This is a genomic window from Alloyangia mangrovi (assembly GCF_002300555.2).
Classification (GTDB): Bacteria; Pseudomonadota; Alphaproteobacteria; order Rhodobacterales; family Rhodobacteraceae; genus Salipiger; species Salipiger mangrovi.
Genome location: NZ_NTHN02000047.1, coordinates 17,844 through 44,593, shown reverse-complemented (window position 1 = coordinate 44,593; position 26,750 = coordinate 17,844). Strand labels below are relative to the sequence as shown.

The following is a 26,750-nucleotide window of genomic DNA, read 5'->3' as shown; positions in this document are numbered from 1 at the left end:
CCCGTGCGGACCAGCGCCCCGCGCCAAGCGCGCAGGGCCGAACGCGGCGACCAGGGCAGCGCCGCCTGCGCCAGCCAGGCGCGCAGCTCGGGCGGCAGCCGGTCATAGGCCGACATGACATCCCCCTCGCGACGCCGGGTGGGCATTGCCCCGAGGTTGCGCCGCACCCCTGCGCTCATGCCGCCTGCGCCTCGCGCCACGCTGGGAAGGGATCGGCCAGCTCCTTCCAGAGCGCGGGCTGGTAGCGCTCTTCGGACACCAGCGCCGCATCGAGCGCCGCGGTGATCGCCGCCCGATCGAAGCCCGCGCCGATGAACACCAGCTCTTGCCTCCGGTCGCCGAAGGGCTCGGCCCAGTGCTGCGCGAGGTAGTCGCGGAAGGCGTCGTGGCCGGGCCTCCGCTCGGGCGGAACACTGGCCCACCAGCGGCCCATCGGGCGCACCGAGCTGAGTGCCCCGGCGAGCGAGAACTCCGCCAGCCAATCGGGCCGCGTGGCGATCCAGAAGTGCCCCTTGGCGCGGATCACCCCCGGCAGCGGCCCGTTCAGAACCGCGTGGATCTTCTCGGGCACGAACGGCCTGCGCGCGCGATAGACGAAGGACGAGACGCCGTATTCCTCGGTCTCGGGCACGTGGTTCGCAAAGCCGTAGAGCTCCTTGGCCCAGAGCGGGTGCCCATGCGCTGTTTCGAAATCGAAGAGCCCGGTGCCCATGATGCGGCCTGGATCGACCCGGCCGAAATCGGCCTCGACGATCTCGGCATCCGGGTTGAGCGAAGTGATGATCAGCCGTGCCGCATCCCGCGCATCTTGCCCTGCGGTCGAGACCTTGTTGAGCACCACCACGTCGGCGAACTCGATCTGATCGACCAGCAGGTCCACCAGCGTGCGCTCATCCGTCGCGCCGAGGCTCTCGCCCCGGTCGGCCAGGAAATCGTGGCTGGAATAATCGCGCAGCAAATTGGCGGCATCCACGACGGTCACCATCGTGTCGAGCCGGGCGATGTCCAACAGGCTCTCCCCCGCCTCGTCGCGGAACTCGAAGGTGGCGGCGACTGGCAGCGGCTCGGAAATCCCGGTACTTTCGATCAAGAGGTAATCGAAGCGCTTCTCGGCGGCGAGGCGGCGGACCTCGGTCAGCAGGTCGTCGCGCAGGGTGCAACAGATGCAGCCATTGGTCATCTCGACCAGCGTCTCCTCAGTCTGCGACAGCTCCACCCCGCCGTCGCGGATGAGGTCTGCGTCGATGTTCACCTCGGACATGTCGTTGACGATGACCGCGACGCGGCGGCCCTCGCGGTTGTTCAGCACGTGGCTCAACAGCGTGGTCTTTCCCGCCCCGAGAAAGCCCGAAAGGACAGTAACGGGAAGGCGTGGATTGGCGGCAGAAGTGGACATGGGCGGGCGCTCCTGATTCGTTATGTTATAACGTACCTACTATTCGATGAGCGGTGACGGATGCAACCCAGCCCCCGGCTTGCCATTCGGCGGCGCCCTGCCTAAGCCGATGCAGACGCAACGTTAAGGACCAATCATGTCACGACCCCCCAGACGACCCGGGCCCGACCTGCAGAACGTGACAACCGGGGCCATGGTGGCGATCGTCGGGGTGTTCAGTTCCTTCCCCATTGTGCTGCAGGGGCTGACGGCGGTGGGCGCGAGCCCCGAGCAGGCCGGCGCCGGGCTGGCGGCAGCGGCGATCTCCATGGCGATCGCCGGCATCGTGCTGGCCTGGTGGCGGCGCGAGCCCATCTCCTGCGCCTGGTCGACCCCAGCCGTGGCGCTGCTCGCCGCCTCGCAGCCGCTGGCCGACGGCTTTGCCGGGGCGGTGGCGGCCTTCATCGTGGCGGGCGGGCTGATCACGCTGGCAGGCCTCTGGCCGGCGCTGGCGCGGCTGGTGACCTCGGTGCCGACGGCACTGGCGCAGGCCATGCTCGCGGGGGTGCTGGCGGGGCTCTGCATGGCGCCCTTCCGCGGGCTGGCCGAGGCGCCCGAGGTGTCCCTGCCGATCCTGCTGAGCTGGTTCGTGGTCGGGCGGGTGAAACGCATCCTCGCCGTGCCCGCCGCGGTGCTGGCGGCACTTGGGGTGACGCTCTGGGCGCATGACTTCTCGCTGCCCATTTCCGGCGGCTGGATGAGCCACCCGGTCTGGGTCACCCCGGTGTTCTCGCCCGAGGCGATCCTGGGCCTCGGCGTCCCGCTCTTCGTCGTCACCATGGCGACGCAGAACATCCCCGCCGTCGCGGTGCTGCGCAGCTTCGGCTACACGCCGCCGCCCGGCCCGCTGCTCGCGGGGGTCGGCGGGATCTCGCTGCTGACCGCACCCTTCGGCAACCCGGCCACCTGCCTCGCGGCGATCACCGCGAGCATGTGCGCCAACGCCGACAGCCACCCCGACCCGTCCCGCCGCTACTGGTCGGCGGTGATCGCGGGGGTTTTCTACAGTCTTTTCGGGCTCTTCGCCGTGGCGGTGACCGCGGTCGCCGCACTTGCCCCGCCGATGACGCTGCAGGTGCTCGCCGGCGTGGCGCTGCTGCCGGTCTTCGCGACCTCGGCCAGCGGCGCGCTGCAGACCGAGGAGAGCCGCGAGGGCGCCGCGGTAACCTTCCTCGTGACTGCTTCGGGGATCACCCTCTGGGGGCTCGGCGCGGCGGTCTGGGGACTGGCGCTCGGGGGGGCTGGTGCTGGCCGTGCGGTCATGGAAGAGGTGAGTAAACACAAGAATTTATCGCCACGGTTGCAATTTCAGCGTCCCCCCTTTTCCTCGCCAAAATCGGTCTTAGCTAGAGGGGTGCCGGTGCTCCGTGAGGCGCCGGTTCCGCTCCCAAGATTGATCGGGACCACGGGTAAAGTCATTTGTTTCGGGTTTTTGGTCCCGATTTCATGACGCAACCGGGAGACGGGCTTCGGCGCGCTCCCGGTCTTTACTTGCTGCCTCCCGGGCCTTACCCAATTGTTAACCAAAGCGGTTCAGCGAAACGGGAAAGGGGCGCGCCAAGATGAAAACCCACGAATACAAGGTGATCCCCGCCCCGACCAAGGGCGAGAAGGCCAAGGCCGCAAAGGGCCCCGAGGGTCGTTTCGCCGTCTCCATGTCGCGGCTACTCAACGAGATGGCCGAACAGGGCTGGGAATACATCCGCGCCGACATCCTGCCCAGCGAGGAGCGCAGCGGTCTGACCTCGACGCAGACGGTCTGGCGCACGCTGCTGGTGTTCCGCCGACCGGTGCCGCAGGCCGCGGCGGTCACGCCCTTCCGGCATGAGCCGGTGGTGGCCCCGGTTGCGCCGCCACCGGTCCCGCCCCTGCGCGCCGAGCCGGAGGTGACCGCGCCGGAGCGGGTTTCCCCCGACTCCGTCCCGGAGGAGGCCTCTCCCGACGGTCCCGCCAAGAGCGACGCCGACAAGGTGATCTGACCCGGCCCGGCCGGGCGCGCGCGGCTCAGCCCTGCAGATCGAGCGACAGCGCGTGAATCGCGCCGACAAGCTCGCTTCCCAGCGCCGCATGCACGGCGCGGTGTCTCTGGATGCGGCTCATGTCGGCCAGATCCGCCGCCCGCATGCGCACGTGAAAATGGCTCTCGCCGCCCGCCTGGTAGCCGGCGTGCCCCACATGCTTTTGACTTTCGTCGAGAACCTCCAGTTCCGAGGGATCAAAGGCCGCTCGCAGCCGGGTTTCGATCTCGTTCGCTCGCGACATTTTTGGCTCCTGCCTCTTCAAACTCGGTCAGGATTGTCTAAACTCCCTCGTCCGAGTCGAAAAGGTGAGACCATGAGCAGACCCGACCCCTTCGGTTTCGACATGTCGATTAAGTCGGCTAAGAAAAAAAAATCCGCGCGGACGGCGCGGCATGACCGGTGAACAGGAAACCTCTACCCGCGTGTGCGAGCACGAGGGCTGCGAGGAGCCGGGCAAATTCCGTGCGCCGAAAGCGCCGGATGTGCTCGATGAATTCAAGTGGTTCTGCAAGGACCACGTGCGCGAGTACAACAACCAGTGGAACTTCTTCCACGGCAAGACCGAGGCCGAGATGAACGCTCAGGCCACGTCGGACAAGGTGTGGGAGCGCAAGACCAAGGATTACCGCGACCCCGAGCAGCGGGCCTGGGCCCGTCTCGGCATCGAGGACGCGCATCAGGTGCTGGGTGACAACGCCACGCGCAACCCCGGCCGCAAGGCGCCGGGCGGCGGTCGCCGCCTGCCCCCGACCGAGAAGCGCGCACTCGAGATCCTCGAGGTCGAGAGCGCCGAGACCAAGGCCGACGTGCGCAAGGCCTACAAGAAGCTGATCAAGGTGCTGCACCCGGACATGAACGGCGGCGACCGCTCTCAGGAAGAGCAGCTGCAGGAAGTTGTCTGGGCCTGGGACCAGATCAAGGACAGCCGGAACTTCAAGTGATTTACGGGCCCGCGGGCCCGTTTTCGCGAGGGCTGGTCCGCACATCCGCGAACCATGCGCAGCCCCGCAGACCGTGCCCTCCGAGGCTCCGGCGCGCTCCCCCCAAGATGCACAACCTATTGGTGTGAATTTCTCGACACATGCCCCAGGGTTGTGTTAGCCTTTCCTTGTCGGCCGGAATTTTCGAAGCCGATTGAAGGCGACGCGAGCTCCCTGTCGTGTCCACTCACGGACCAAGTCGGCCTGCACACCGCTCCCCCTGGTTGTGCAGGCCCCTTGGGACGCGGGTCCCCGCAGCCTCCGCACCCGACCCGGCCAGCCCGGCCGGGTCGGGAACCTTGCCGCTCAGCGGACCATCGGCCCGCGTGTCCGCTGCGCCTAACCCTGCCCCGGCGCGGTTTCGCCTGGCACGAAATGCAGCGCGATGCCGTTGATGCAGTGCCGCTTGCCCGTAGGCGGCGGGCCGTCGTCGAAAACATGCCCCATGTGCGAGCCGCAGCGGCGGCAATGGCACTCGGTGCGGGTCATGAAGAACGAGCGGTCGGCCTTCAGCCCCACCGCATCCGGTAGCGCCTCGTAGAAGGAGGGCCAGCCGGTGCCGCTGTCGAATTTCGCCGCCGAGCTGTAGAGCGGCAACTCGCAGCCCTTGCAGTGAAACAGACCGGCGCGCTTCTCCTTGTCGAGCGGCGAGCTGAAGGCGCGCTCGGTGCCCGCCTCGCGCAGCACCTTGTACTCGGCGGGCGTCAGGCGGCTGTGCCACTCTTCAGGACTACGTGTGATCTCGAAACGGGTTTCGGCGCGGGCCCTGCCCCGCGATGCGAGTGTCGCCGCCAGTCCCGCGAGGACTCCTCTGCGTTTCATGGTCTCCTCCCCTTTTCCTCCGCCCCCAGAGATGCGCTCCCGACCCGACCGAGGTCAAGCCGGGAGCTGGCGCACCGCCGGGGAAGCCGGCACGGAAACGAGCACCTCTTACCCTTTCCGGTCCGCGGCAGTGCCGGCCCGCCCGGTCGCACCGCATGCGCGGAGGGGCTTTGGCGACCGGGAGAGCCTATGAGCAGCCACGCAGGGCAAGGGCCGGAAGTTTCGCTGCGGGCCGTCACGTCGCCGTGAGACGGCGCTCAGAGAGGTGCGAGCTGGCCCAACGCGATGACAGGCCCGCTGGGGCGCCCGGTGGCGGAGCCGCTCGGCGGTTCCTCGGAGATCGCGAGCGTGGCTCCGGGGAGTTGCGCCCGCAGCGCAGGCGCCAGCGCCAGCGACGTGACCGCCTCGCCCCCGAGTACCCCCAGCGAGATCGGCGCACCGGCGCTGTCCGACAGCAGCCACAGCTCCAGCGCCCGGTCCACCGGGACTTCTCCGCTCTCTCGGGTCACCGTCAGGCTGTGGCCCCGGGGCGCGTAGTCGGCCCGCAGCGCGATCCCCTGCGCCGCCGCAACCAGTCGCGCCTGCAACTCCGGCCCGGCGCTGCCCGGCGTCAGCACATCCGAGACCAGCGCCGCCCAGGCAATCCCCGCCGCCGCCACGGCGCCCAGCAGGTAGGGCAGCAGCTGCCGCCAAAGCGCCGCGCGGACAGGACCATGGAGGCGCGCCTCGATGCGCGGCCAGAGGTCTTCGGGCGGGGCGGCCTCGGGGATATCGGCGGTGAGCGCGGCGAAACAGGCCTGCCAGCTGGCGACCTCCTGCCGCAGCCCGGCGTCCCGCACCAGCAGCGTCTCGAAGTGCCGCAGTTCGGGTTCGGTCAGCAAGCCGAGCACGTATTCCGCCGCAAGCGCCTCCACACCCTCGGGCGGGTCCGGCTGCGGCGGGCCGCTCATCGGCTCAGGCAGTCCCGCAGGCTCATCAGGCTGCGCCGCAGCCAGGTCCTGACGGTATTGAGCTTGACCCCGGTGGCGGCGGCGAGCTCGGCATAGCTGGCGCCCTCAATATAGGCCCGGCGCACCATCTCGGCGCGCTCGGGCGGCAGCTCGTCCATGCAGAGCGCCAGCGCCTGAACCTCGTCCCGCGCCTCGGCCTGCTGCGCCGGGCCGGGCGCCGGATCGGCCAGCCGGTGGTCGAGCTCAATCGGCTGCACCGCCCGCCCCGCATCGCTGCGGCGGCGGCGGTCGACGGCGGCATTGCGCGCCAGCGTGATCAGCCAGGTCATCGGCGAGTAGCCGTTCACACGGTAGCTGCCAGCATTGTTCCAGACCTTGACGTAGGTGTCCTGCAGCGCCTCCTCGGCCAGGGGCCGGTCCTGCAGCACCCGCAGGCAGACCCCGAAGAGCTTCGCCGAGGTACGCTCGTAAAGCCGCGCAAAGGCGGCGCGGTCGGCCATGGCCACGCGCGCGATCAGATCCTCGAGATCGGGATGAGGGGAACTCGCCACGTAGCGCGCCTGCCTGTTTTCCGTACTAGCCCAAGAGTAATGCCCGAGGCGGCGATGGCGCAAACACAAACCGCAGCCTCTTTGCCCCGCGTGCGACTCCCGCCCGGGACTGCGGCCCGTGATTGCGGCCCGTGTCCCCTGCCCGCGTGGCGTCTGCGCCGCCCCGCGCGGCAAGCGACAAAGCCCGCCGCGGCCCCCTTGCCCTTGCCCGCGATATGGGGCACGACGGTCCACAAGAATTTCTAACGACCGGACAGGGGCACGACCATGGCGGATGGCACGATCGACATCAATGCGAAACCCACCGAGGAAATCTCGGTCCGCGAGGTGTTCGGAATCGACACGGACATGGTGGTGCATGGCTTCCCCGACCGCACCGACCGCGTGCCGGATTTGGACAGCACCTACAAGTTCGACCCCGACACCACGCTGGCCATCCTCGCGGGCTTCCGCAACAACCGCCGGGTGATGATCCAGGGCTACCACGGCACCGGCAAGTCGACCCACATCGAGCAGGTCGCCTCGCGCCTCAACTGGCCCTGCGTGCGCGTCAACCTCGACAGCCACATCAGCCGGATCGACCTGATCGGCAAGGATGCGATCAAGCTGGTGGACGGCAAGCAGGTCACCCAGTTCCAGGAAGGCATCCTGCCCTGGGCGCTGCGCAACCCCACCGCAATCGTCTTCGACGAATATGACGCGGGCCGCGCCGATGTGATGTTCGTGATCCAGCGCGTGCTGGAGACCGACGGCAAACTGACCCTGCTGGACCAGAACCAGGTGATCACGCCGCACAAGTACTTCCGCATCTTCGCCACGGCCAACACCGTCGGCCTTGGCGACACCACGGGTCTTTACCACGGCACCCAGCAGATCAACCAGGGCCAGATGGACCGCTGGAGCCTCGTTGCGACGCTGAACTACCTCAGCATCGACGCCGAGGTGAACATCGTGCTCAGCAAGGCGCCGCATTACAACAACGAGAAGGGCCGCAAGACCATTCGCCAGATGGTCACCGTGGCCGATTTCACCCGCCGCGCCTTCATGAACGGCGAGCTCTCGACCGTGATGTCGCCGCGGACGGTGATTGCCTGGGCCGCCAACGCCGAGATCTTCCGCAACGTCGGCTATGCCTTCCGCCTGTCCTTCCTCAACAAGTGCGACGAGCTCGAGCGCCAGACCGTGGCCGAGTTCTACCAGCGCTGCTTCGACGAGGAACTGCCGGAAAGCGCCGCATCGCTGTCGCTGGCCTGATCGCGGGCGGGAGGGTCGACCGGGGTGGTGCCCCTGCCTGACGCCGCACGACCGGCAAGGCAGAGGGGGCTCCGCCCCCGCCCGCTGCGCGGCCTCCCCCGGGATATTTTCGCCTAGAAGAAGGCCAGGAAGACCAAGGGGCGCGGTCCGGCAAGGGGCCGCGCCCCTTGGGGTAGAGGGGTGGGTTAATCGGTTCCGGGAGGATCGCATATGGGCAAGTCCCTGCATATCGGGTTGATCGGCGGCATCGGCGTCGCGGCCAGCGTGGTCTATTACCAACGGCTCTGTGCCGCGGTGAGCGCTCTTGGCGTGCCGCTCGAGCTGACCCTCGTGCAGGCGGACGTGCAGGAGCTGATCCGCAACAATCTCGCCGACAACCGCGCGGCGCAGGCCGATGTCTACGCCCGGCTGATCGACCGGCTCGCAGCGGCCGGCTGCGACTGCGCCGCGATCACCTCGCTCGGAGGGCACTTCTGCTTCGACGAGACCGTGGCGCGCGCCGCGCTGCCACTGGTCTCCGCCGTGGCGCCGCTCGACGCGTTCTTCGCCGCCGAGGGGCTGCACCGCGTCGGCCTGCTGGGCACGCGGGTGGTGATGCGCACGCGGCTCTACGGCCAGTTGACGCGCACCGAGGCGGTGGCGCTCGACGCCGAGACCGAGACCCTTGGCCAGCGCTACCAGGAGATGGCAGTGGCCGGGAGCTGCTCGGAGGCGGACCGCGCCGCCTTCTTCGAGGCCGGGCGGCGGATGGTCGAGGAGATGGGCGCCGAAGCCATCGTGCTTGCGGGCACCGATCTCAACCTCGCTTTCGACGGCACGCATGTTCCGGGCTACCGGGTGATCGACGCGCTCGACGTGCATGTCGATCTGCTGGCGCGGCTCGCCACCGGGAGGGCCGCGCTGTGATTCCGCTGCTTGCCGCCCTGATCTTCGCCGCCGGCGCCGCCGAGACCGAAGGCGAGGCCGCCGCCGATTGTGCCGCGCTCTGGCAGGGCGTCGCGCTCGAGGCAGCGGACAACCCCAGCCTTCCCGGCTCGCCAGACAGCGCCAGCCTGCTCGCCCGGCAGTTCAGCCTAGGCGCCGCCGCTGCCGGCCTCACCGGCCAGCCGCTGCGCAGCGCGATCCTGGGCGCCCTGCCTGACTACCGGCTGCTCTACCGCGGCGTCATTGCCGAGGATGACCAGAGCCGCGCGCTCTTCGAGCGTCGCGCCGCGGAGTGCGCGACCCTGCTCGACGGAAGCTGAGCCGGGTCGTCGCGCGGCGCGGCGCGCAACACCCTCGGTGCGGCGCCGCGCGCAAGACTCTCTGCGCGGCGCGCGCATCCCCTCTTGCCAATTCCCCGCCGCGGCGCGAAACCTGTGGCCATGGCACGTGACATCGACAACCCCGCAGATCCGTTCAAGAAGGCTTTGGCCGAGGCCACCAAGGTCATGGCCGACGACCCCGAGCTCACGGTCAATTATTCGGTCGACCCCTCGGGCGTCTCGGGTGACATCATGCGCCTGCCGCAGGTCTCGCGCCGCATGACCCGCGACGAGGTGCTGCTCGCCCGCGGCACCGCCGACGCGCTGGCGCTCTACCGCCGCTACCACGACGGCGCCACCCATGCTCGCTACGCGCCGCAGGGCGAGATGGCGCGCGAGCTCTACGAGGCGATGGAGACCGCCCGCTGCGAAGCGATGGGCGCGCGCGACATGCCCGGTACCGCCGGCAATATCGATGCCAAGATCGGCCACGAGGCGGCGCGCCGCGGCTACGGGCAGATCACCCAGGCCTCGGAGGCGCCGCTGCCCGTGGCCGCGGGCTATATGATCCGCCATCTCGCCACGGGCCGCGACCTGCCCAAGGATGCCGCCCACGTGATGGAACTCTGGCGCGGGTTCATCGAAGAGCAGGCTGGCGGCACGCTCGAGGACCTGCAGGCGAAGCTGGCGGACCAGACCTCCTTTGCCCGCTTCGCGCGGCAGATCATCAGCGACCTCGGCTACGGCGACCAGCTCGGCGAGGATCCCGACCAGCTCGACGACGAGGCGCAGGACGAGGCCGAGCCCGGCACCGAGGAGGAGCAGGAGCCCGATTCGACCGGTCAGGACGACCAGGATCAGGACGAGGCGGAAGCCTCGCCTGAGCAGTCGCAGGAACAGACCCAGGACCAGAGTCAGGCGCAGGTCTCGGCAGACGAGATGGCCGACCAGGAGATGGGCGAGGAGGCCGAGCTGCCCGAGGGCGACGCGCCGATGGAGCCGCCGCCCCCCGCCCCCGTCTCCGAGGCCGATCCGGGCTACAAGGTTTACGATTCGACCCACGACGAGGAAATCCTCGCCGAGGAGCTGGCCGAGCCGCAGGAGCTGGAACGGCTGCGTGCCTATCTCGACCAGCAGCTCGAGCCGCTGAAGGGCGCGGTCTCGCGGCTTGCCAACAAGCTGCAGCGCCGCCTGCAGGCGCAGCAGAACCGCAGCTGGGAGTTCGACAAGGAAGAGGGCGTGCTGGACGCCGGCCGCCTCGCCCGGGTCGTCGCCAACCCCACCACGCCGCTGTCGTTCAAGGTCGAGAAGGACACCGAGTTCCGCGACACGGTGGTGACGCTGCTGATCGACAACTCGGGCTCGATGCGGGGCCGGCCGATCTCGATCGCGGCGATCTGCGCCGACGTTCTGGCGCGCACGCTGGAGCGCTGCTCGGTGAAGGTCGAGATCCTCGGCTTCACCACCCGCGCCTGGAAGGGCGGGCTGGCACGCGAGAAATGGCTCGCCGAGGGCCGCGAGCAGCAGCCGGGGCGCCTGAACGATCTGCGCCACATCATCTACAAGAGCGCCGACTCGCCCTGGCGGCGGGTGCGCGACAACCTCGGGCTGATGATGAAAGAGGGCCTGCTGAAGGAGAACATCGACGGCGAGGCGCTGGAATGGGCGCACAAGCGCATGGTCCACCGCCCCGAGGCGCGCAAGATCCTCATGGTTATCTCGGACGGCGCGCCGGTCGACGACTCCACGCTCTCGGTGAACCCTGCAAACTACCTCGAGAAGCACCTGCGCGACGTGATCGCCATGGTCGAGCGCAAGAAGCAGGTCGAACTTCTGGCGATCGGCATCGGCCACGACGTGACCCGCTACTACGAGCGCGCGGTGACCATCACCGACGTCGAGCAGCTCGCGGGCGCGATGACCGAGCAGCTCGCGGCGCTCTTCGATTCCGACCCGCGGGCGCGGGCCCGAGTCATGGGCATCCGCCGCGCCGGTTGAGACCACAGGACCGAGGGGCCAGCCCCTCGGCCTCCCCGGGATATTTGCGCCTAGAAGAAAAGCGCGAGACGCGTCGCTTTCTTCTAGGTCCAAATATCCCGGGGTGAATTGCCGCGCAGCGGCAAGAGGGGCAGCGCCCCTCCCCCTTTCGACATGACTTCAGGAGACCTCCGCATGTTGCAGACATTCGAGCAGAGCGCTTCCCCCGAACAGGGCCCGCCGCGGCTCGCCGCGCTGCGCGCCGAGCTGGCCGCCGAGGGGCTCGACGGCTTTCTGGTGCCGCGCGCCGACGCCCATCAAGGCGAATATGTCGCGCCGCATGACGACCGGCTGGCGTGGCTCACCGGCTTCACCGGCTCGGCGGGCTATTGCGTGGCGCTGATGGACAAGGCCGGGGTCTTTGTCGACGGGCGCTACCGGGTGCAGGTCAAGGCGGAGGTGGCAAAGAAGTTCACCCCGGTCGACTGGCCCGAGGTCGGGCTCGCCGAGTGGATCGTCGAGGCGTTGCCCGGGGGCGGCACGGTCGGCATCGACCCCTGGCTCTTCTCGGTCGACCAGATGCGCGGGCTCGAGCGCGGGCTCGGCGCGGTGGCGCTGCGGCTCTGCGACAACCTCGTGGACCGGGTCTGGGCGGACCAGCCGGAGCCGCCGATGGGCCCGGTCTTTGCCCAGCCGGTGGAGCTCGCCGGCGAGGCGCATGGCGACAAGATCGCCCGGCTCGCCAAGGGGCTCGACGCTGCGGATGCCTGCGTGATCACCCTGCCCGACAGCCTTGCCTGGCTGCTCAACATCCGCGGCTCCGATGTCGCGCGGAACCCGGTGCCGCATGGCTTTGCCATCCTGCATGGCACGGGCCGGGTGACGCTGTTCATGGCGGCGCAGAAGCTCGAGGGGCTGGGTGACCATCTCGGTCCGCAGGTCGAGGTGAAGGCGCCGGAGGACTTCCTGCCCGCGCTCGAGGCGCTCGACGGCGCGGTGCAGATCGACCCGGCCAGCTGCCCGGTCGCGGTGAAGACCGCGCTCAGCGGGTGCGACATCGTCGAGGCGGCCGACCCCTGCCTGCTGCCCAAGGCCTGCAAGAACGCCGCCGAGCTTGCCGGGGCGCGCGCGGCGCATCTGCGCGACGGCGCCGCCATGGTGCGTTTCCTGCATTGGCTCGACAGCCAGACCCCGGGCGACTTCACCGAAATCGACGCGGTGGTCGCGCTCGAGGAGGAGCGCCGCGCCACCAACGCGCTGCGCGACATCTCCTTCGAGACCATCTCGGGCGCCGGGCCGAACGGTGCCATCGTGCACTACCGGGTGACCGAGGCGACGGACCGCACAACGCAACCGAACGAGCTCTTGTTGATCGACAGCGGCGGGCAATATGTCGACGGTACCACCGACATCACCCGCACCATGGTGCTGGGCGAGGCCGGGCCCGAGGAGAAGGACGCCTTCACCCGCGTGCTCAAGGGAATGATCGCCCTGTCGCGACTGCGCTTCCCGGCGGGGCTCGCCGGGCGCGACATCGATGTGCTGGCGCGCGCCGCGCTCTGGGAGGCGGGGCTCGATTACGGGCACGGCACCGGCCACGGCGTCGGCTCGTACCTGTCAGTGCACGAGGGGCCGCAGCGCATCGCCCGCACCGGCACCGTGCCGCTCGAGGCCGGGATGATCCTTTCCAACGAGCCGGGCTTCTATCGCGAGGGGTCCTATGGTATCCGCATCGAGAACCTTATCGCGGTGGAACCCGCGCCCCCCCCTTCCCGGCCAGACCGTGGCGAAGATGCTTCGCTTCGAAACGCTGACCTGGGTGCCGATCGACCGGCGCCTGATCGATACGGGGCTGCTGACCGCCGCGGAACGTGACTGGCTGAACAGCTACCACGCCGGGGTTTTGACACGCATCGCTCCGCTTGTCACAGGCGCCGTGCGGGACTGGCTCGAGGCGGCCTGCGCGCCGCTTTGACACAGGACTGTCGCAGCGGCGTTGGTATAGGATGGGCGGACAACGGGAGAAACAGGATGTTGAAACAGATTGCCGTCCGCCCTGCCACGGGCACCTGGGTCATCCGCGCCGGTGGCGCCGTGCTTGGCGAGAGCAACCGCGCCCTCGAGCTGACGGAGGGCGACAAGCCCCTGACCATCTACTTCCCGCGCGAGGACGTGGCCATGGCCTTCCTCGAGCCGAGCCCCTACCGCAGCACCAGCGCGGCGCTTGGCGATGCCGAGCATTACCACATCGCCTCGAAGAGCCGCACCTATGACAACGCGGTCTTCTCCTACCTCGACCCGAAGCCGGACGCCGCGGAGATCAAGGGCTACCTGGCCTTCGACCTGCAGGACGGCGTGGCTGTCGAACAGGTCTGAGCCGCCAAACAGTTCAAACGCAAAGGCCGGCCCCATGGGGCCGGCCTTTTGCATTTCCCGGGCCGTGCCACGCCCTACCCCTTGCGCAGGTTGTCCCGCAGGCGGCTGACCTGATCCCGAAGCGCCAGCAGCTCGTCGACGCTCATACCGCTCTGCTCGGCGATGCAGCCCGCGATATGCGACGTGCGGCCTTGCATGGACTGCCCCGCGTCGGTGAGCGCGATGCGCACCTGCCGCTCGTCCTCGGCGTCGCGGCGGCGGGTCAGCAGGCCCATGGCCTCGAGCCGCTTCAACAGCGGGGTCAGCGTGCTCGATTCGAGCTGCACCTGTCGCGAGAGCATGCCCACCGTCGGCGCCTCCCCTGCGGACCAGAGCGCACTCATGACGAGGTACTGCGGATAGGTCAGCCCCAGCGCCTCGAGATGCGGGCGGTAGGCCTGCGTCATCGCGTGCACCGCCGAGTAGAGCGAGAAGCAGACCATGTCCTGCGGCGAGAGCGCGGGGGTCTTCGGGTCAGTCTGCGGGTCGCTGGTCTGGGCTGTATCGGTCATGGGCAGAATATAAATCGCGCACGATCCTTTCTCAAGCGATTGACATAGCGACGGGACCACATATCTATCGTGCACGATAGAATCGAACACAAAGGTTTTCGCCATGACCCAAGACGCTCTCGACGTGAAGTACTGGACCGAAGCGCAGGCCTCCGGCAGCGGCCGCGACGGTGTGACAAAGCTCGCCTCGGGCATGCTGACGGTGACGATGAACAGCCCCAAGGAGCTGGGCGGCTCGGGCAAGGGCCACAACCCCGAGGAGCTCTTCGCGATGGGCTATGCCGCCTGCTTCCTCAGCGCCATGCGCTTCGTCGCACAGGCCGAGAAGCTGGGCAGCGTACCCGCCGAGACCACCGTCGATGCGCGTGTGGGGATCGGCGGCCTGCCTGCGGGCGGCTTCGGGTTGACCGTGAAGCTGGTCGCAAGGATGCCGGGGCTGGAGCAGGAGGTGGCCGAGGCCATCCTCAAGCGTGCGCATGAGGTCTGCCCCTATTCCAACGCCACACGCGGCAATATCGAGGTGAGCCTCGAGCTGGCCTGAAAGACGCCCCGCAAAGTCAGACGGCCCGGGGTGCGACCCGCCGGGCCGCCGTCAGCTATGCTCTTCCTCGGCCGTCGCCGCCAGCGCCCGGTTGTAGGCCTTGAGCGCGTCCACGTGGAAGAGCGCGCCCTGCAGCACCGGCGCATCGTCGGGGCCGCTGCGGGTCACCACCGGCAGGTAGGCGACGCCCGACTTGTCGAAAAGCGGCAGCGCGGCCTCCAGCGTCGCCTGCGCGGTCACGTAAAGCCCCTGCTCGATCATCCGCAGGCAGGCCTCCTCGTCCGCCGCGCCTTCATCGGTGGGCTTGCGCATGACGCCCTGCACCCGGAACATGGCCAAGAGGTAGGCCTGCGGCCCGGCGGCAAGCTGGACGTTGCGCCGCGCCAGTTGCGACAGGAAGAAACTGCGGTCGACGAGGCGCGAAGCCACCGCCGTCGACATGGAGACCGAGACCATAACCGCCAGCCCGGTCTGCCAGTCGCCGGTGAGTTCGAAGACGATGAGCGTGGTCGAGATCGGCGCGCCCAGCACCGCCGCCGCCACCGCCCCCATGCCCGCCAGCGCGTAGAGCGTGAAGACCGAGCTCTGCTCCGGAAAGAGCCCGGTGGCGATATGGCCGAAGGTCAGCCCGGTGAGTGCCCCCACCATCAGCGAGGGCGAGAAGACCCCGCCGCCCATGCGCCCGGCCATGGTGATCGACACCGCCGCAACCTTCACCGCCGCGAAGACGAAGGCCTGGCTCAGCGTGAGCTGCCCCGAGAGCGCCCGCGAAGTGGTCTCGTAGCCGACCCCGATGATGTGCGGGAAGGCGATGGCGATGGCGCCGAGCAGAAGGCCCGCGACCGCCGGGCGTAGCCAGTGCGGCAGGCCGAGGCGCTTCTGGATCGCCGTGCCCAGCCCGTCGGACCAGAACAGCGCCTTGATCATCAGCACGGCCACCAGTCCGCAGACCAGTCCCATGATAAAGAAGGCGGGCAGCTCGAGGTAGAACTCCACCGTCGTGGTGCCGGGCAGGACGAACTCGGTGACGTCGCCGAAGTAGAGCCGGTTGATCACCGTGCCCGCGGCGCTGGCCACCACGATGGGCGCAAAGGCATGCAGGGCGAAGTGGCGCAGGATCACCTCGAGCCCGAAGAGCGCCCCGGCAATGGGCGCGTTGAAGCTCGCCGAGACCGCCGCTGCCACGGCGCAGCCCAGAAGGTCGCGCCCGGTGATGCCGTCGACGCGCAAGAGGTTCGACACCGAAGAGGCGATCATCGCGGCGATATGCACCACCGGCCCCTCGCGCCCGGTCGAGCCGCCGGTCGAGAGGGTGATCCACGAGCAGAGCGCCGAGGCGATGCCCGCCTTCTTCTCGACCCGTCCGTCGTTGAGCGCCGCGCCCTCGATCACGTCCGACACGCTGCGCACCCGCCCGTCGGGGGTGAACTTCTGCAAGATGAGCCCGACCGTCGCCCCGCCCGCCACAGGGATCAGCAGCACGTAGATCCAGGGCAGCGTCTCGGCGAAGCTGGCCAGCAGGTTCACGTCCTCGGTGCCGTAGACGAAGGCCTGCAGCCGGTGGATGGCGAGCCGGAAGAGCAGCGCGGCAAAGCCTGCGGCGGCCCCCACCAGCAGCGCGATCACCCAGAAGGTGACCTGCCCCGGCCCCTTGTGGCGCAGCGTATCCCACCCCCGGCTGCAAAGCGCGCGTGTCTCGCGCCACTGATCGGCAATCTGCTGCGGCATTCCTCGGTCCCATGGCTTTCGCAGGGCGCGCGGCGCGGCTAAGGTCGCCCCGATTTTCCACGGAGGTTTCTCAATGCCCGTCGCCGAAGCCCTGGAGGCTCTTGATGCCTTCCTAGGCGAACGATTCACCCGCTCCAAGTCCGAACTGGAGCAGCATGGCCGTTCCGAGTCCTATTTCCCCCTCACCCCGCCAGATGGGGTCGCCTACCCCGAGACCGCCGAGGAGGTGCAGCGCATCGTGCAGATCTGCGCCGAGCACGCCTGCCCGGTGATCGGCTGGGGCGCGGGCAGCTCGCTCGAGGGCCACGGACAGGCGGTGAAGGGCGGCGTCACCGTCGATTTCACCCGCATGAACAAGGTGCTGGAGATTCGCCCCGCCGACATGGACGTGACGATCCAGCCCGGCGTCACCCGCGAGGCGCTGAACGAGGAACTGCGCGCCACCGGCCTCTTCTTCCCGGTCGATCCCGGCGCCAATGCGACGCTCGGCGGCATGGCGATGACCCGCGCCTCGGGCACCACCACGGTGCGCTATGGCTCGATGCGGGACAACGTGCTGGGGCTGAAGGTCGTGCTCGCCGACGGGCGCACCCTCGAGACCGGCACCCGCGCCCGCAAGTCGGCGGCGGGCTATGACCTGACCGCGCTCTTCGTCGGGTCGGAGGGCACGCTCGGCCTCGTCACCGAGCTGACGCTGCGCCTGCACGGCATCCCCGAGGCGGTCTCGGCTGGCATCTGCGCCTTCCCGGACATGGGCAGCGCGGTCACCGCAGTGATGGAGACGATCCAGATGGGCATCCCCATGGCCCGCATCGAGTTCGTCGACGCCGCCACCGCCCGCGCCTTCTCGGCCTATTCGGGCATGGCGATGGCCGAGAGCCCGCACCTGCTGGTGGAGTTCAACGGCTCACCCGAGAGCGTTCAGCAGGACGCCGAGCGCTTTGCCGAGATCGTCGCGGACAACGGTGGCAGCCCCTTCGAATGGTCCGTCCGCGAAGAGGAGCGCCGCGCGCTCTGGGCACTGCGCCACAACGGCTATTACGCCATCCTCGCGTCGCGCAAGGGCGCACGGGCAGTGGTCACCGACATCTGCGTGCCGATCTCGCGGCTTGCCGAGGCGGTCGAGGAGACGCAGGCCGACATCGCCGCGAGCGGCATTCCCGGCCCGATCCTCGGCCACGTCGGCGACGGCAACTTCCACGCCATCCTGCTGCTCGATCCCGACAAGCCAGAGGACCTCGCCGAGGCCAAGCGCCTGTCGCACCGCATGGCCGAGCGCGCCCTGCGGATGGGCGGCACCTGCACCGGCGAGCACGGCGTGGGCCATGGCAAGCTGGCCTACATGGAAGAGGAACATGGCGCCGGCTGGCAGGTGATGGGCGAGATCAAGCGCGCGCTCGACCCACAGAACATCATGAACCCCGGCAAGCTGGTGCCACAGGACTGAAACGCAAAAGGCCGGATCCCGAGGGACCCGGCCTTATCACTGCAGACGAATGCCCTCAGCCGCGCCAGAAGCGGACCGTGAAGAGCACGAAGACCGCCATGATTTCAAGCCGCCCGACCAGCATGGCAAACGAGAGCATCCACTTCGCGGTGTCGTTGAGCGTCGCGAAGTTGCCCGCCGGGCCGATGATCTCGCCAAGCCCCGGCCCGACGTTGGCCAGCGCCGTCGCCGCGCCCGAGACCGACGTCACGAAGTCGAGGCCGGTGAAGCCGAGCGCCACCGACAGCACCCCGAGCGAGACCACGAAGAAGACGAAATAGGCCATCACCGAACTCAGCACCTCATCGGCGACCGGGCGGCCGTCGAAGCGCGGGGTGAAGACGCCATGCGGCGCCCGGATGCGCTTGAGTTGCACGCGGATCGAGGCGAAGAGCAGCTGGTAGCGGAAAATCTTCACCGAGCAGGCGGTCGAGCCGGCGCACCCGCCGATCAGCCCGATGAAGAAGAACAGCGTGATCAGGAACGGCCCCCAAGTCATGTAGTCCACCGAGGCATAGCCGGTACCTGAGATGATCGAGCTGATGTTGAACAGAGACTCGCGGATCGCCTGTTCGGGGTGGTGCGGGAAGAGAGCGAGCAGCGTCACGCTCATCACGGCCACCAGCGCGAGGATGGTCCCGAAGAAGGCGCGCACCTGGCTGTCGCGCCACAGCGCCGTGTGGTGGCCGTTCATCATCTGAACATAGCGCACGAAGGGCAGCGCGGCGGCGAGCATGAAGAAGGCGGCAACATATTCCGCCGGCCCCTGAAAACCGCCGAAAGACGAATCGTAATTGGCGAAGCCCCCGGTCGAGAGCGTGGTCAGCGCATGCACGGTGGCATCGAAGGCATCCATGCCGCAGAGCATGTAGGCGGCGGCGCAGGCCAGCGTCATGCCGACGTAGATGGTGGAGATGGACGAGGCGATCTCGGTGGCGCGGGGCAGGATCTTGCCCATGGTCTCGAAGGCCTCGGAGCGGAAGATCTGCATGCCGCCCACCCGCAGCTCGGGGAGAAAGACCATGGCGACAACGATGATCCCGATACCGCCCAGCCATTGCAGGATGCCGCGCCAGAGCAGGATGCCCTTCGGTAGCGCGTCGAGCCCGGTGAAGACCGTCGAGCCGGTGGTGGTGATGCCCGACATGGCCTCGAAGAAGGCATCGACGATGCGCGCCTCGGTGGCGCCCAGCATGAAGGGAATGCCGCCGAAGAAGGGCAGCACCACCCAGGCCCCGACGGTCAACAGGAAGGTCTGCTGCAGCGTCAGCCCCTGCCGTCCGGCATTGGCGCAGGCAAGGCTCACCAGCCCGCCGCAGAGCATGGTGATCAGAGCACTTTCGAGAAAGACCGGCCAATGCTCGCGCCCCTCGGCGACATCCACGAGAAACGGAACCAGCATGCAGCTGCCGAGCGTGGTAACGAGCAGGCCGAGAACGTAGGCAACAGGGCGGACATCGAACATTGCAGAGCCTTCGCCCGGCGCTGCCTGCCTGTCAAGCGCCGCGCTACGGCAGCTGGTCAATCGCCGAAAAGGTCGCGAAAGACATGCGGCAGAATCTGCTCGCGGGTCAGCCCCATCTCGGCGAGACGCTCGTCGCTCTGGCTCTCCAGCACGAGGATTTCATGCATCCGCGCCCGGCGCAGCCCATAGGCGTTGATGCCCTGCCCTACGCCCGCGAAATAGGCATCGATCTTGGCACGCAGCGAGCCGCGTCCCAGTCCGATCGTGACATTGTCTGCGCTGCTGCTCGTCGCCATGCGGAGGCCTCCGGTGGGTTGCCTGCCCTCCCGCCAGCAGCCTGCCGCCTCGACGCCGGAAAATCATGACCGGCCGCGCGAAAATTTCCGCAGCGCAGCAAAATGCCGCCGGAGTGACCGGCGGCATCGCGTTGGTGCCGAAACTTGTGGCAGCGCCCCAAGGGCGCCCGCCAATCAGCCCCGGAAAATCAGCCCCGATGGATCAGGCTCGGGAAGAGCGTCGGATCGAGGCTGGTCTGGGCAAAGGTCGTCCCCTGCGTCAGCAGCGCCACCGCGTCATGCGAGTGCAGGCTCTCCTGGTGGCTGCACATCACGCGGAAGTCGCCGATCCGCTCGTCACCGGCCATCGCCTCGGCGAAGAGCCGGGCCGCGTCCTCGACGAAAATCGGGTTGGCGGCGTTGAGTTCGGCAAAGGCCTGCTCGTCTTCGCGCTTGACCATGACCTGGGTCTCGGTCGGCACGGCGTCGCGGCACAGGCCCACAAGGTCCTCGAACCACAGGCAATCGTCGCTGTCGTCCTCCAGCACCACCGACACGCGCGCCACCGAGCGCTGCGAGTGCGGCGTGGCGAGCTGGCCGCGGAACTGGCGGGCATGCTCCGAGAGCTCCAGCGAGCAGGGGCAGGTCGAGCTGTAGACATAGTCGAGATGGGCGATGCGCTGGCGCACGCCGTTCTGCTCGACCAGTTCCAGCGCCAGATCGTAATACTGGTAACCCGACAGGCCCGAGCGCAGGCTCGTCATCGTCATCGGGAAGGAGAAGCGCATCTGGATGCGCGCGTCGAAGCTTTCCAGATCCGACTTGTAGTCGTTCAGCGCCGCCTCGATCACGCCGAAGCTGAAGTTCTTTTCAGCATGAGTGTAGAAGCTGCGCATGATGCGCGACATGTTGATGCCCTTCTTGTCGGCCTCGAGGCTGACCGTGCCGGTCACCGAGGTCTCGAGCATGAGGGACGAGCCATCCTTCAGCCGGTAGCTGATGGGCAGGCGGAAGTTCGAGATGCCGACGTGCTGGATGCGCACATTTTCGCCACGAATGAGCGATGCCGGACCATTCTGCAGGTCGGGCAAGGACGTCTTGTAGGCGTCATCGACAGAGAACCCCTCGGGGTACTGGCGCGAGAAGATGGGATAGTCCTGCGCGGCACCGAGGAGTTTCAGAAGCGCGGGGTCGAGATCGGTAATTTCACTGTCGTCGGCTGCCTCGGTCCATTGACGGAGTACGGCCAGCGCGGCCTCTGCGTCATCACGGCTTGGGTTGCGGTCAACTACCGGCGAATACACATTCATGTCCTGCCCTCCGAGGCGGGGGTTCGTTCCAACGTACTTAGGATGTTTTACCGAAATTTCCACTATTTACGACCCTTATGCGGGCGCACCTATTCTTATGGATCATCTATTGCGGGCAAAAATGTGGCCGGGCAAATGTTAATTTGCCCGGCCGCTCAAAAATTACGCAACGTCCAGAGCTTGTTGAATATCTGCAACAAGATCGCCGGTATCCTCGATGCCGACCGACAGTCGGATGAGTCCGTCAGCGATGCCAAGCCCTTGACGCTGCTCAGGAGACAGCCGCTGGTGGGTCGTCGTCGCGGGGTGCGTTGCGATGGATTTCGCGTCCCCGAGGTTGTTCGAAATCAGGATCACCTTGAGCGCGTTGCAGAAGCGGAAGGCTGCCTCTTTTCCGCCTTGAATCTCGAAAGCGACCATCGTTCCCCCGGCCCCGAGCTGGCGCTGCGCCAGCTCGTTCTGCGGGTGGCTCTCGAGCCCCGGGTAGCTGACGCGGGTCACCTTGGGATGGGTGATCACCGCCTTGGCGATCGCCTCGGCCGAAGCGGTCTGGGCGCGCACGCGCAGGTCGATGGTCTCGAGCCCCTTGAGCATGACCCAAGCAGTGAAGGGGCTCATCGAGCCGCCGGTGTGCTTCATGTAGGGCTCGATTACGCCGCGGATGATCTCGCGCGAGCCGAGGATCACCCCGCCCAGCGTCCGGCCCTGCCCGTCGATGTGCTTGGTGGCGGAATAGACCACCACGTCGGCCCCCTGCTCGATCGCCCGGCTGTAGACCGGGGTCGAGAAGACGTTGTCGACCACCACCTTGGCGCCCACCGCATGGGCCAGCTTGGCGACGGCCTCGATGTCGACCAGCTCGAGCGTCGGGTTCGACATGCTTTCGAAGAAGACCAACTCGGCGCCCGGCTTCAGCGCCTCTTCCCATTGCGCCAGATCGGCGCCGTCGACGAAGACCACCTCGACGCCGAAGCGGGTCAGGATGGTCTCGAGCACATAGAGGCACGAGCCGAAGAGCGCGCGCGCCGCGACGACCCGGTCGCCGGCCTTCAGCATGGCAGTCAGTGCGCCCGAGACGGCGGCCATCCCCGAGGCAGTGGCAAAGGCATCCTCGGCGCCTTCCAACAGCGCGATGCGTTCTTCGAACATGGCAACGGTGGGATTGCCGTAGCGGGCATAGATGTACTCGTCCGGCTCGGTCTTGATGAAGCGCGCCTCGGCCTGCTCGGCGCTGTCATAGGCGAAGCCCTGGGTGAGGAAGATGGCCTCGCTCAGTTCCCCCCACTGGCTGCGCTTGGTGCCGCCATGGACCAGCTCGGTCCGCGATGCCTTCTTGAAATCTGCCATGATCTTCCACCTTTCTGTGCCCGGACGATCCTTTTGCGCCGGAAATGAAAAAGCCCCACTCGCGGTCAAGCGAAAGGGGCTCTCTCGTCCGACCTTTTAGCGGCATGTTTTACGTGGCCCGCAATCCGTCAACAAATCGCCACGGCGCCGAGATACGCCGCCGATGTCTTCCGGTCAAGCACGACGAGAGGCACCCAATGTTGCGCCCGGATGTCACGACCCCTGCGGCCCCGCGCACGGGTGCTTGTCATTCCCCTCCATCGCCCCGCATCATGCGGACGTCAGGGCAGTCACGAAGCAGGCACAGACAGACATGGAAAGCGCGCTCTTTCAGGCCTCCATCTACCTCGCGGCGGCGGTGATCGCCGTGCCGATCGCGACCCGTCTGGGGCTCGGATCGGTGCTCGGCTACCTGCTGGCGGGGATCATCATCGGGCCGGGGCTGCACCTCGTTTCGCACACCGACGACCTGCGCCATTTTGCCGAGTTCGGCGTGGTGATGATGCTCTTCATCATCGGGCTCGAACTGGAGCCGCGGGCGCTGTGGGACATGCGGCACCGGCTGATCGGGCTCGGAGGGCTGCAGATCCTGCTGACCATGGCGGCGATCACGGCGGTGGTCATGGGGCTGGGCACCGCCTGGGGCACGGCGCTGGCGGCGGGCATGGTCTTCTGCCTCTCCTCGACGGCCATCGTGCTGCAGACCCTGTCAGAGAAGGGGCTGATGCAGACCCCCGGCGGGCGCTCGGCCTTCTCGGTGCTGCTGACGCAGGACATCGCGGTCATCCCGATGCTGATCCTGCTGCCGCTCTTGGGTGCGCCTCTCGCCGCGACGATCAACCCCGAGGGGGCGATCGAGCCTTCCGGTCACGGAAGCGCCGAGCACGGCATGTCGCTGGTGGCCGGCTTGCCCGGCTGGGCGGTGGCGCTGGTGACCCTTGGCGCCGTCGCCCTGATCATCCTCGCGGGCATCTACGGCGCGCGGCCGCTCTTCCGCCACATCAACTCGTCGCACCTGCCCGAGATGTTCACCGCCGTGGCGCTGCTCATCGTCGTCGGCATCGCCTTCCTGATGGGGCTGGTGGGCCTGTCGCCGGCGCTCGGCACCTTCCTTGCCGGCGTGGTGCTGGCGAACTCGGAATTCCGCCACCAGCTCGAGAGCGACATCGAGCCCTTCAAGGGGCTCCTCCTGGGGCTGTTCTTCATCACCGTGGGCGCAGGGCTGAACCTTGCCGACTTCCTGCGCGAGCCCTTCGTGCTGATCGGCATCACGCTGGGGTTGATCCTCGTCAAGGGCGCGATCCTCTACCTGCTAGGCGGGCTCTTCCACCTCAAGGGTCGCGACCGGATGCTGTTTACCCTGTCTCTGGCGCAGGCCGGGGAATTCGGCTTCGTGCTCATCTCTTTCGCGCTGCAGCAGAACGTGATGACCGAGGCCTTCGGTCAGCGCCTTCTGATGGTGGTGGCGCTGTCGATGCTGATCACCCCGGCGCTTTTCATCCTCTACGACAAGCTCTCGGCCAAGTTCGAGGACAAGTCCGAAGCCCGCCCGCACGACAAGATCGATCGCGAGGGGCCGATCATCCTCGCAGGGATCGGGCGCTTCGGGCAGATCGTCAACAGGCTGGTGCAGAGCTCGGGCTACAAGACCGTGGTGATAGACCACGACATGCAGACCATCGAGCTGATGCGCCAGTTCGGGGTAAAGGGCTTCTTCGGCGATCCCACCCGCCCCGAGCTGCTGCACGCTGCGGGCATCTCCAAGGCCAAGGTGCTGGTCGCCGCGCTCGACGATCCCAAGGCCACCACCAAGCTCGTGCGCTTCGCCAAGCGCATCCGGCCCGAGATCTTCATCATCGCCCGCGCCCGCGACCGCACCCATGTCTACGAACTCTACCAGGCCGGCGCCGACAAGATCGTGCGCGAGATGTTCGACAGCTCGCTGCGCGCCGGGCGCTACGTGCTCGAGCAGGTGGGTCTCACCGAATACGAGGCAGCCATCGCCGAAGAGACCTTCTACCACCACGACCGCGAGACCATGCGCGAGCTGGCCACGCTCTGGGAACCGGGCACGCCGCCATCGCAGAACCCGGCCTACGTCAAACGGGCCCGAGAGCTCGAGAAGGACCTCGAGACGGCGCTGTTCAGCGCGCTCGAAGCCGAGCGCCATGACGCGGCCTGACCCGGCCAGAGGGTATCCCACGGCATACAGAAATCGGAAATTCCTCTTTGCTCACATGGCAGTAGTCTAAAATTGAGGCAAATCGCCGCGTGCGACACAGTGGCTCGCGGGATTGTCATTGCCTCTGGCCATTTCGCGGATGCTGCATCTGCAGCATTGGGCTATGCGGGCCGCGCCGGAGGTGGACCAAGACCCGCGCACGCGGCGCCGGCCACGTCCCGCCCTTCGGCTATCAGATGCGAATAGCCTCGACATGCCCCAAGCCTCCAAGCCCCCCCCAGATCGTCATCGTCGGTGCCGGTACCGCCGGCCTGAACCTCGCCACCCGCCTCAGCCGACGCCTCGGCCATGCCGGAAAGGCCGAGATCACCCTCGTCGACGAGAACCTCTCGCACATGTGGAAACCGTCGCTGCACGAGTTTGCCGCCGGGACCAAGGGCTTCGACGAGGAGATCAGCCTGCTCGAGCATTCGCACCGCAACGAGTACAATTTCCGCCTCGGTCGCTTCACCGGCATCGACCGCGAGAAGCGGCTGGTGGAGCTGCAGGCGGTGAACGATCCGAGCAACCGCCCGCTCGCCCCCAAGCGCGCCCTGCCCTACGACATCCTCGTGCTGGCCATCGGCAGCCGCTCGAACGACTTCGGCACGCCCGGCGTGGCCGAGAACTGCATGATGCTCGACACGCCCGCGCAGGCCAAGCGCCTGCAGGCCGAGCTGCTGAACCTCTTCCTGCGCTTCCAGACCGGCGCGCTCGGCACCACCGAGAAGCTCGAGCTGACCATCATCGGCGCGGGCGCCACCGGCGTCGAACTGGCCGCCGAGTTGCGAGAGGCCGCCGGGCAGTTCGCGCGCAACGGCATCCACAAGGTGCGCCGCCCCGACGCGGTGACCATCCGCCTGATCGAGGCCGCGCCGCGCGTGCTGAGCGCCCTGCCCGAGACCATCTCGGCCAAGGTCGCCCGCCACCTGCGCGAGCTGCACATCGATGTGATGACCGGCGCCCGGGTCGCCCGCATCGAGCCCGGCGCGGTGGCGCTCGCCGACGGCACGACGCTCAGCTCCAACCTGACGGTCTGGGCGGCGGGGGTGCGCGCGCCCGAGGTGATCGGCCAGCTCGACGGCTTCGAGACCGGCAGCCTCGGCCGTCTCAAGGTGCGCCCCACCCTGCAGACCTTTGCCGACGAACGCATCTACGCGCTAGGCGACTGCGCCGACTGCCCCTGGCCCGCCAAGGAGACCTCCTTGCCGCCGCGCGCGCAGGTCGCCACCCAACAGGCCGAATTCATGGAGCGCCAGATCGTGGCGCAGGTCACCGGCAAGCCGCTGAAGGACTTCGCCTATGCCGACCACGGCTCGCTGGTGGCGATCAGCAACGAGGGAGCGGTGGGCTCGCTGATGGGCAAGGCGATCGGCACGATCACCATCGAGGGCTGGCTGGCGCGGCGCGCCTACCGCTCGCTGCACTTCCTGCACCGCAAGTCGGTGCTGGGCACCTGGCGCGCGACGCTGGGCGCGCTGCTCGGCGGTGCCTCGCGGCGCATTCGCCCCAAGCTGAAGCTGCACTGAGGGGCCGTACGAGCCCTCTTCGGCTAAAGAAAAGGGCTGCCCGCCAGGGCAGCCCTTTTGAATTCGTCGGGAGGTACGCGCGATCAAGCGGCGCGCAGGCCGAGGACTTCGTCCACCTGGCGGGCGGCAGCAACTTCGTCGCCCCCGGAAACAGCGGCCACTTCGCGGGTCAGGCGCTCGAGCGCGGCCTCGTAGAGCTGACGCTCGGAGTAGCTCTGCTCGCGCTGGTCGTCGGCGCGGTGCAGGTCGCGCACCACTTCGGCAATCGCAATCAGGTCACCAGAGTTGATCTTCTGTTCGTATTCCTGGGCACGGCGGGACCACATGGCGCGCTTGACCTTGGCCTTGCCCTTGAGCGTCTTCATTGCCTGGCTCACCACGTCCGGCGAGGACAGCGAGCGCATGCCGATCTCGGTCGCCTTGTGGGTCGGGACCCGCAGCGTCATCTTGTCTTTCTCGAAGGAGATCACGAAAAGCTCCAGCTTGATGCCGGCGATTTCCTGCTCCTCGATCGACATGATCTGACCCACGCCATGGGCCGGGTAGACCACGTAGTCATTCGGGCGGAATTCGTTCTTCTTGGTCTTGGTCATCCAACAGCGTCCTTAGCAGCGAAACTTGCGCACACGCGACAGCAAGACGGACGGGATGCTAGGAGGTGCATTCCGTTCGTCTGGTTTTACGCGA

The 26,750-nt window shown here is 67.7% G+C and carries 24 protein-coding genes, 2 pseudogenes and 1 riboswitch; of the genes and pseudogenes, 13 read left to right on the top strand and 13 right to left on the bottom strand.

Annotated elements, in window-relative coordinates:
• On the bottom strand, positions 1 to 146 hold a 146-nt coding region (locus tag CLG85_RS20610), incomplete at its 3' end, for a DUF6525 family protein (protein ID WP_260349929.1).
• 29 nt (positions 147 to 175) lie between these two features.
• Complete coding sequence (locus tag CLG85_RS20605; protein ID WP_095884388.1) at positions 176 to 1,396, bottom strand: GTP-binding protein; 1,221 nt, start codon at positions 1,394 to 1,396, stop codon at positions 176 to 178.
• Between the two features lie 136 nt (positions 1,397 to 1,532).
• Between CLG85_RS20605 and CLG85_RS20600 the strand changes: the two genes are divergently transcribed.
• Both CLG85_RS20600 and CLG85_RS20595 read left to right on the top strand, forming a co-directional pair.
• Positions 1,533 to 2,885 carry a benzoate/H(+) symporter BenE family transporter gene (locus CLG85_RS20600; protein WP_260349928.1) on the top strand — a complete coding sequence of 451 codons (1,353 nt, stop codon included), beginning with the start codon at positions 1,533 to 1,535 and terminating at the stop codon, positions 2,883 to 2,885.
• Between the two features lie 112 nt (positions 2,886 to 2,997).
• Positions 2,998 to 3,414 (top strand): DUF4177 domain-containing protein, encoded by a 417-nt coding sequence (locus tag CLG85_RS20595; protein WP_095881773.1) that lies wholly within the window; start codon positions 2,998 to 3,000, stop codon positions 3,412 to 3,414.
• Between the two features lie 25 nt (positions 3,415 to 3,439).
• On the opposite strand, the gene CLG85_RS20590 is transcribed toward CLG85_RS20595, so the two are convergent.
• Entirely contained in the window at positions 3,440 to 3,697 is a 258-nt protein-coding gene (locus CLG85_RS20590) for a BolA family protein (RefSeq protein WP_095881772.1), read from the bottom strand.
• Between the two features lie 72 nt (positions 3,698 to 3,769).
• Here CLG85_RS20590 and CLG85_RS20585 point away from each other — a divergent pair.
• Positions 3,770 to 4,397 (top strand): annotated as a pseudogene (locus tag CLG85_RS20585) (DnaJ domain-containing protein).
• Positions 4,398 to 4,775: 378 nt separating this feature from the next.
• On the opposite strand, the gene msrB reads toward CLG85_RS20585, so the two are convergent.
• The 3 genes from msrB to CLG85_RS20570 form a co-directional block, all read right to left on the bottom strand.
• On the bottom strand, positions 4,776 to 5,258 hold the full coding sequence (msrB, locus tag CLG85_RS20580) for a peptide-methionine (R)-S-oxide reductase MsrB (protein WP_095881770.1): 483 nt from the start codon (positions 5,256 to 5,258) through the stop codon (positions 4,776 to 4,778).
• A gap of 257 nt (positions 5,259 to 5,515) precedes the next feature.
• Positions 5,516 to 6,208 carry an anti-sigma factor gene (locus tag CLG85_RS20575; protein ID WP_260349927.1) on the bottom strand — a complete coding sequence of 231 codons (693 nt, stop codon included), beginning with the start codon at positions 6,206 to 6,208 and terminating at the stop codon, positions 5,516 to 5,518.
• Positions 6,205 to 6,708: a sigma-70 family RNA polymerase sigma factor gene (locus tag CLG85_RS20570; protein ID WP_224844975.1), complete on the bottom strand. Its 504-nt coding sequence runs from the start codon at positions 6,706 to 6,708 to the stop codon at positions 6,205 to 6,207. Before CLG85_RS20570 ends, CLG85_RS20575 begins: the two co-directional genes overlap by 4 nt.
• Positions 6,709 to 7,026: 318 nt before the next feature.
• Between CLG85_RS20570 and cobS the strand changes: the two genes are divergently transcribed.
• From cobS to CLG85_RS20540, 6 genes and pseudogenes are all read left to right on the top strand, one after another.
• Complete coding sequence (gene cobS / locus CLG85_RS20565; RefSeq protein WP_108965094.1) at positions 7,027 to 8,013, top strand: cobaltochelatase subunit CobS; 987 nt, start codon at positions 7,027 to 7,029, stop codon at positions 8,011 to 8,013.
• Positions 8,014 to 8,223: 210 nt separating this feature from the next.
• Positions 8,224 to 8,919: an aspartate/glutamate racemase family protein gene (locus CLG85_RS20560; protein WP_260349926.1), complete on the top strand. Its 696-nt coding sequence runs from the start codon at positions 8,224 to 8,226 to the stop codon at positions 8,917 to 8,919.
• Positions 8,916 to 9,257 carry a hypothetical protein gene (locus CLG85_RS20555; RefSeq protein ID WP_260349925.1) on the top strand — a complete coding sequence of 114 codons (342 nt, stop codon included), beginning with the start codon at positions 8,916 to 8,918 and terminating at the stop codon, positions 9,255 to 9,257. The genes CLG85_RS20560 and CLG85_RS20555 overlap by 4 nt, the downstream gene beginning before the upstream one ends.
• Positions 9,258 to 9,377: 120 nt before the next feature.
• Positions 9,378 to 11,255, top strand: a complete 1,878-nt coding sequence (gene cobT / locus CLG85_RS20550; protein ID WP_095883576.1) for a cobaltochelatase subunit CobT — start codon at positions 9,378 to 9,380, stop codon at positions 11,253 to 11,255.
• 174 nt (positions 11,256 to 11,429) lie between these two features.
• Positions 11,430 to 13,209 (top strand): annotated as a pseudogene (locus CLG85_RS20545) (aminopeptidase P family protein).
• 56 nt (positions 13,210 to 13,265) lie between these two features.
• A complete protein-coding gene (locus CLG85_RS20540) occupies positions 13,266 to 13,610 on the top strand; it encodes a DUF427 domain-containing protein (protein WP_176476746.1) in 345 nt (114 codons plus the stop codon).
• 74 nt (positions 13,611 to 13,684) lie between these two features.
• Here the strand turns inward: CLG85_RS20540 and CLG85_RS20535 are convergent, their stop codons facing one another.
• A complete protein-coding gene (locus CLG85_RS20535) occupies positions 13,685 to 14,161 on the bottom strand; it encodes a MarR family winged helix-turn-helix transcriptional regulator (protein WP_176476635.1) in 477 nt (158 codons plus the stop codon).
• 103 nt (positions 14,162 to 14,264) lie between these two features.
• Here CLG85_RS20535 and CLG85_RS20530 point away from each other — a divergent pair, with 103 nt between their 5' ends.
• On the top strand, positions 14,265 to 14,702 hold the full coding sequence (locus CLG85_RS20530) for an organic hydroperoxide resistance protein (RefSeq protein WP_095882960.1): 438 nt from the start codon (positions 14,265 to 14,267) through the stop codon (positions 14,700 to 14,702).
• A 51-nt stretch (positions 14,703 to 14,753) separates the two neighbouring features.
• On the opposite strand, the gene CLG85_RS20525 is transcribed toward CLG85_RS20530, so the two are convergent.
• On the bottom strand, positions 14,754 to 16,430 hold the full coding sequence (locus tag CLG85_RS20525; RefSeq protein WP_095882961.1) for a chloride channel protein: 1,677 nt from the start codon (positions 16,428 to 16,430) through the stop codon (positions 14,754 to 14,756).
• Positions 16,431 to 16,503: 73 nt separating this feature from the next.
• Between CLG85_RS20525 and CLG85_RS20520 the strand changes: the two genes are divergently transcribed.
• The gene (locus CLG85_RS20520; RefSeq protein WP_095882962.1) at positions 16,504 to 17,877 is read left to right on the top strand and encodes an FAD-binding oxidoreductase; all 1,374 of its coding nucleotides are present in this window, start codon (positions 16,504 to 16,506) and stop codon (positions 17,875 to 17,877) included.
• A gap of 55 nt (positions 17,878 to 17,932) precedes the next feature.
• On the opposite strand, the gene CLG85_RS20515 is transcribed toward CLG85_RS20520, so the two are convergent.
• The 4 genes from CLG85_RS20515 to metZ form a co-directional block, all read right to left on the bottom strand.
• Positions 17,933 to 19,381 carry a TrkH family potassium uptake protein gene (locus CLG85_RS20515; protein WP_095882963.1) on the bottom strand — a complete coding sequence of 483 codons (1,449 nt, stop codon included), beginning with the start codon at positions 19,379 to 19,381 and terminating at the stop codon, positions 17,933 to 17,935.
• Between the two features lie 56 nt (positions 19,382 to 19,437).
• Positions 19,438 to 19,677, bottom strand: coding sequence for a hypothetical protein (locus CLG85_RS20510; protein WP_095882964.1), 240 nt, complete (start codon positions 19,675 to 19,677; stop codon positions 19,438 to 19,440).
• Between the two features lie 188 nt (positions 19,678 to 19,865).
• The gene (gene folE2, locus CLG85_RS20505) at positions 19,866 to 20,966 is read right to left on the bottom strand and encodes a GTP cyclohydrolase FolE2 (protein WP_095882965.1); all 1,101 of its coding nucleotides are present in this window, start codon (positions 20,964 to 20,966) and stop codon (positions 19,866 to 19,868) included.
• Between the two features lie 162 nt (positions 20,967 to 21,128).
• The gene (gene metZ / locus CLG85_RS20500) at positions 21,129 to 22,313 is read right to left on the bottom strand and encodes an O-succinylhomoserine sulfhydrylase (RefSeq protein ID WP_095882966.1); all 1,185 of its coding nucleotides are present in this window, start codon (positions 22,311 to 22,313) and stop codon (positions 21,129 to 21,131) included.
• Between the two features lie 76 nt (positions 22,314 to 22,389).
• Positions 22,390 to 22,466, bottom strand: a riboswitch (SAM riboswitch).
• Between the two features lie 160 nt (positions 22,467 to 22,626).
• Here metZ and CLG85_RS20495 point away from each other — a divergent pair.
• Both CLG85_RS20495 and CLG85_RS20490 read left to right on the top strand, forming a co-directional pair.
• A complete protein-coding gene (locus tag CLG85_RS20495; protein ID WP_095882967.1) occupies positions 22,627 to 24,495 on the top strand; it encodes a monovalent cation:proton antiporter-2 (CPA2) family protein in 1,869 nt (622 codons plus the stop codon).
• A 236-nt stretch (positions 24,496 to 24,731) separates the two neighbouring features.
• Positions 24,732 to 26,063, top strand: a complete 1,332-nt coding sequence (locus CLG85_RS20490; RefSeq protein ID WP_260349924.1) for an NAD(P)/FAD-dependent oxidoreductase — start codon at positions 24,732 to 24,734, stop codon at positions 26,061 to 26,063.
• 83 nt (positions 26,064 to 26,146) lie between these two features.
• On the opposite strand, the gene CLG85_RS20485 is transcribed toward CLG85_RS20490, so the two are convergent.
• Positions 26,147 to 26,656 carry a CarD family transcriptional regulator gene (locus CLG85_RS20485; RefSeq protein ID WP_095884118.1) on the bottom strand — a complete coding sequence of 170 codons (510 nt, stop codon included), beginning with the start codon at positions 26,654 to 26,656 and terminating at the stop codon, positions 26,147 to 26,149.
• Positions 26,657 to 26,750: the final 94 nt, after the last annotated feature.

Excerpts from the sequence above, each read along its gene's own strand:
- CLG85_RS20605 (WP_095884388.1), bottom strand. The coding sequence starts at position 1,396 with ATGTCCACTTCTGCCGCCAATCCACGCCTTCCCGTTACTGTCCTTTCG.
- CLG85_RS20600 (WP_260349928.1), top strand. The coding sequence starts at position 1,533 with ATGTCACGACCCCCCAGACGACCCGGGCCCGACCTGCAGAACGTGACA.
- CLG85_RS20595 (WP_095881773.1), top strand. The coding sequence starts at position 2,998 with ATGAAAACCCACGAATACAAGGTGATCCCCGCCCCGACCAAGGGCGAG.
- CLG85_RS20590 (WP_095881772.1), bottom strand. The coding sequence starts at position 3,697 with ATGTCGCGAGCGAACGAGATCGAAACCCGGCTGCGAGCGGCCTTTGAT.
- msrB (WP_095881770.1), bottom strand. The coding sequence starts at position 5,258 with ATGAAACGCAGAGGAGTCCTCGCGGGACTGGCGGCGACACTCGCATCG.
- CLG85_RS20575 (WP_260349927.1), bottom strand. The coding sequence starts at position 6,208 with ATGAGCGGCCCGCCGCAGCCGGACCCGCCCGAGGGTGTGGAGGCGCTT.
- CLG85_RS20570 (WP_224844975.1), bottom strand. The coding sequence starts at position 6,708 with ATGGCCGACCGCGCCGCCTTTGCGCGGCTTTACGAGCGTACCTCGGCG.
- cobS (WP_108965094.1), top strand. The coding sequence starts at position 7,027 with ATGGCGGATGGCACGATCGACATCAATGCGAAACCCACCGAGGAAATC.
- CLG85_RS20560 (WP_260349926.1), top strand. The coding sequence starts at position 8,224 with ATGGGCAAGTCCCTGCATATCGGGTTGATCGGCGGCATCGGCGTCGCG.
- cobT (WP_095883576.1), top strand. The coding sequence starts at position 9,378 with ATGGCACGTGACATCGACAACCCCGCAGATCCGTTCAAGAAGGCTTTG.
- CLG85_RS20540 (WP_176476746.1), top strand. The coding sequence starts at position 13,266 with ATGTTGAAACAGATTGCCGTCCGCCCTGCCACGGGCACCTGGGTCATC.
- CLG85_RS20535 (WP_176476635.1), bottom strand. The coding sequence starts at position 14,161 with ATGACCGATACAGCCCAGACCAGCGACCCGCAGACTGACCCGAAGACC.
- CLG85_RS20530 (WP_095882960.1), top strand. The coding sequence starts at position 14,265 with ATGACCCAAGACGCTCTCGACGTGAAGTACTGGACCGAAGCGCAGGCC.
- CLG85_RS20525 (WP_095882961.1), bottom strand. The coding sequence starts at position 16,430 with ATGCCGCAGCAGATTGCCGATCAGTGGCGCGAGACACGCGCGCTTTGC.
- CLG85_RS20520 (WP_095882962.1), top strand. The coding sequence starts at position 16,504 with ATGCCCGTCGCCGAAGCCCTGGAGGCTCTTGATGCCTTCCTAGGCGAA.
- CLG85_RS20515 (WP_095882963.1), bottom strand. The coding sequence starts at position 19,381 with ATGTTCGATGTCCGCCCTGTTGCCTACGTTCTCGGCCTGCTCGTTACC.
- CLG85_RS20510 (WP_095882964.1), bottom strand. The coding sequence starts at position 19,677 with ATGGCGACGAGCAGCAGCGCAGACAATGTCACGATCGGACTGGGACGC.
- folE2 (WP_095882965.1), bottom strand. The coding sequence starts at position 20,966 with ATGAATGTGTATTCGCCGGTAGTTGACCGCAACCCAAGCCGTGATGAC.
- metZ (WP_095882966.1), bottom strand. The coding sequence starts at position 22,313 with ATGGCAGATTTCAAGAAGGCATCGCGGACCGAGCTGGTCCATGGCGGC.
- CLG85_RS20495 (WP_095882967.1), top strand. The coding sequence starts at position 22,627 with ATGGAAAGCGCGCTCTTTCAGGCCTCCATCTACCTCGCGGCGGCGGTG.
- CLG85_RS20490 (WP_260349924.1), top strand. The coding sequence starts at position 24,732 with ATGCGAATAGCCTCGACATGCCCCAAGCCTCCAAGCCCCCCCCAGATC.
- CLG85_RS20485 (WP_095884118.1), bottom strand. The coding sequence starts at position 26,656 with ATGACCAAGACCAAGAAGAACGAATTCCGCCCGAATGACTACGTGGTC.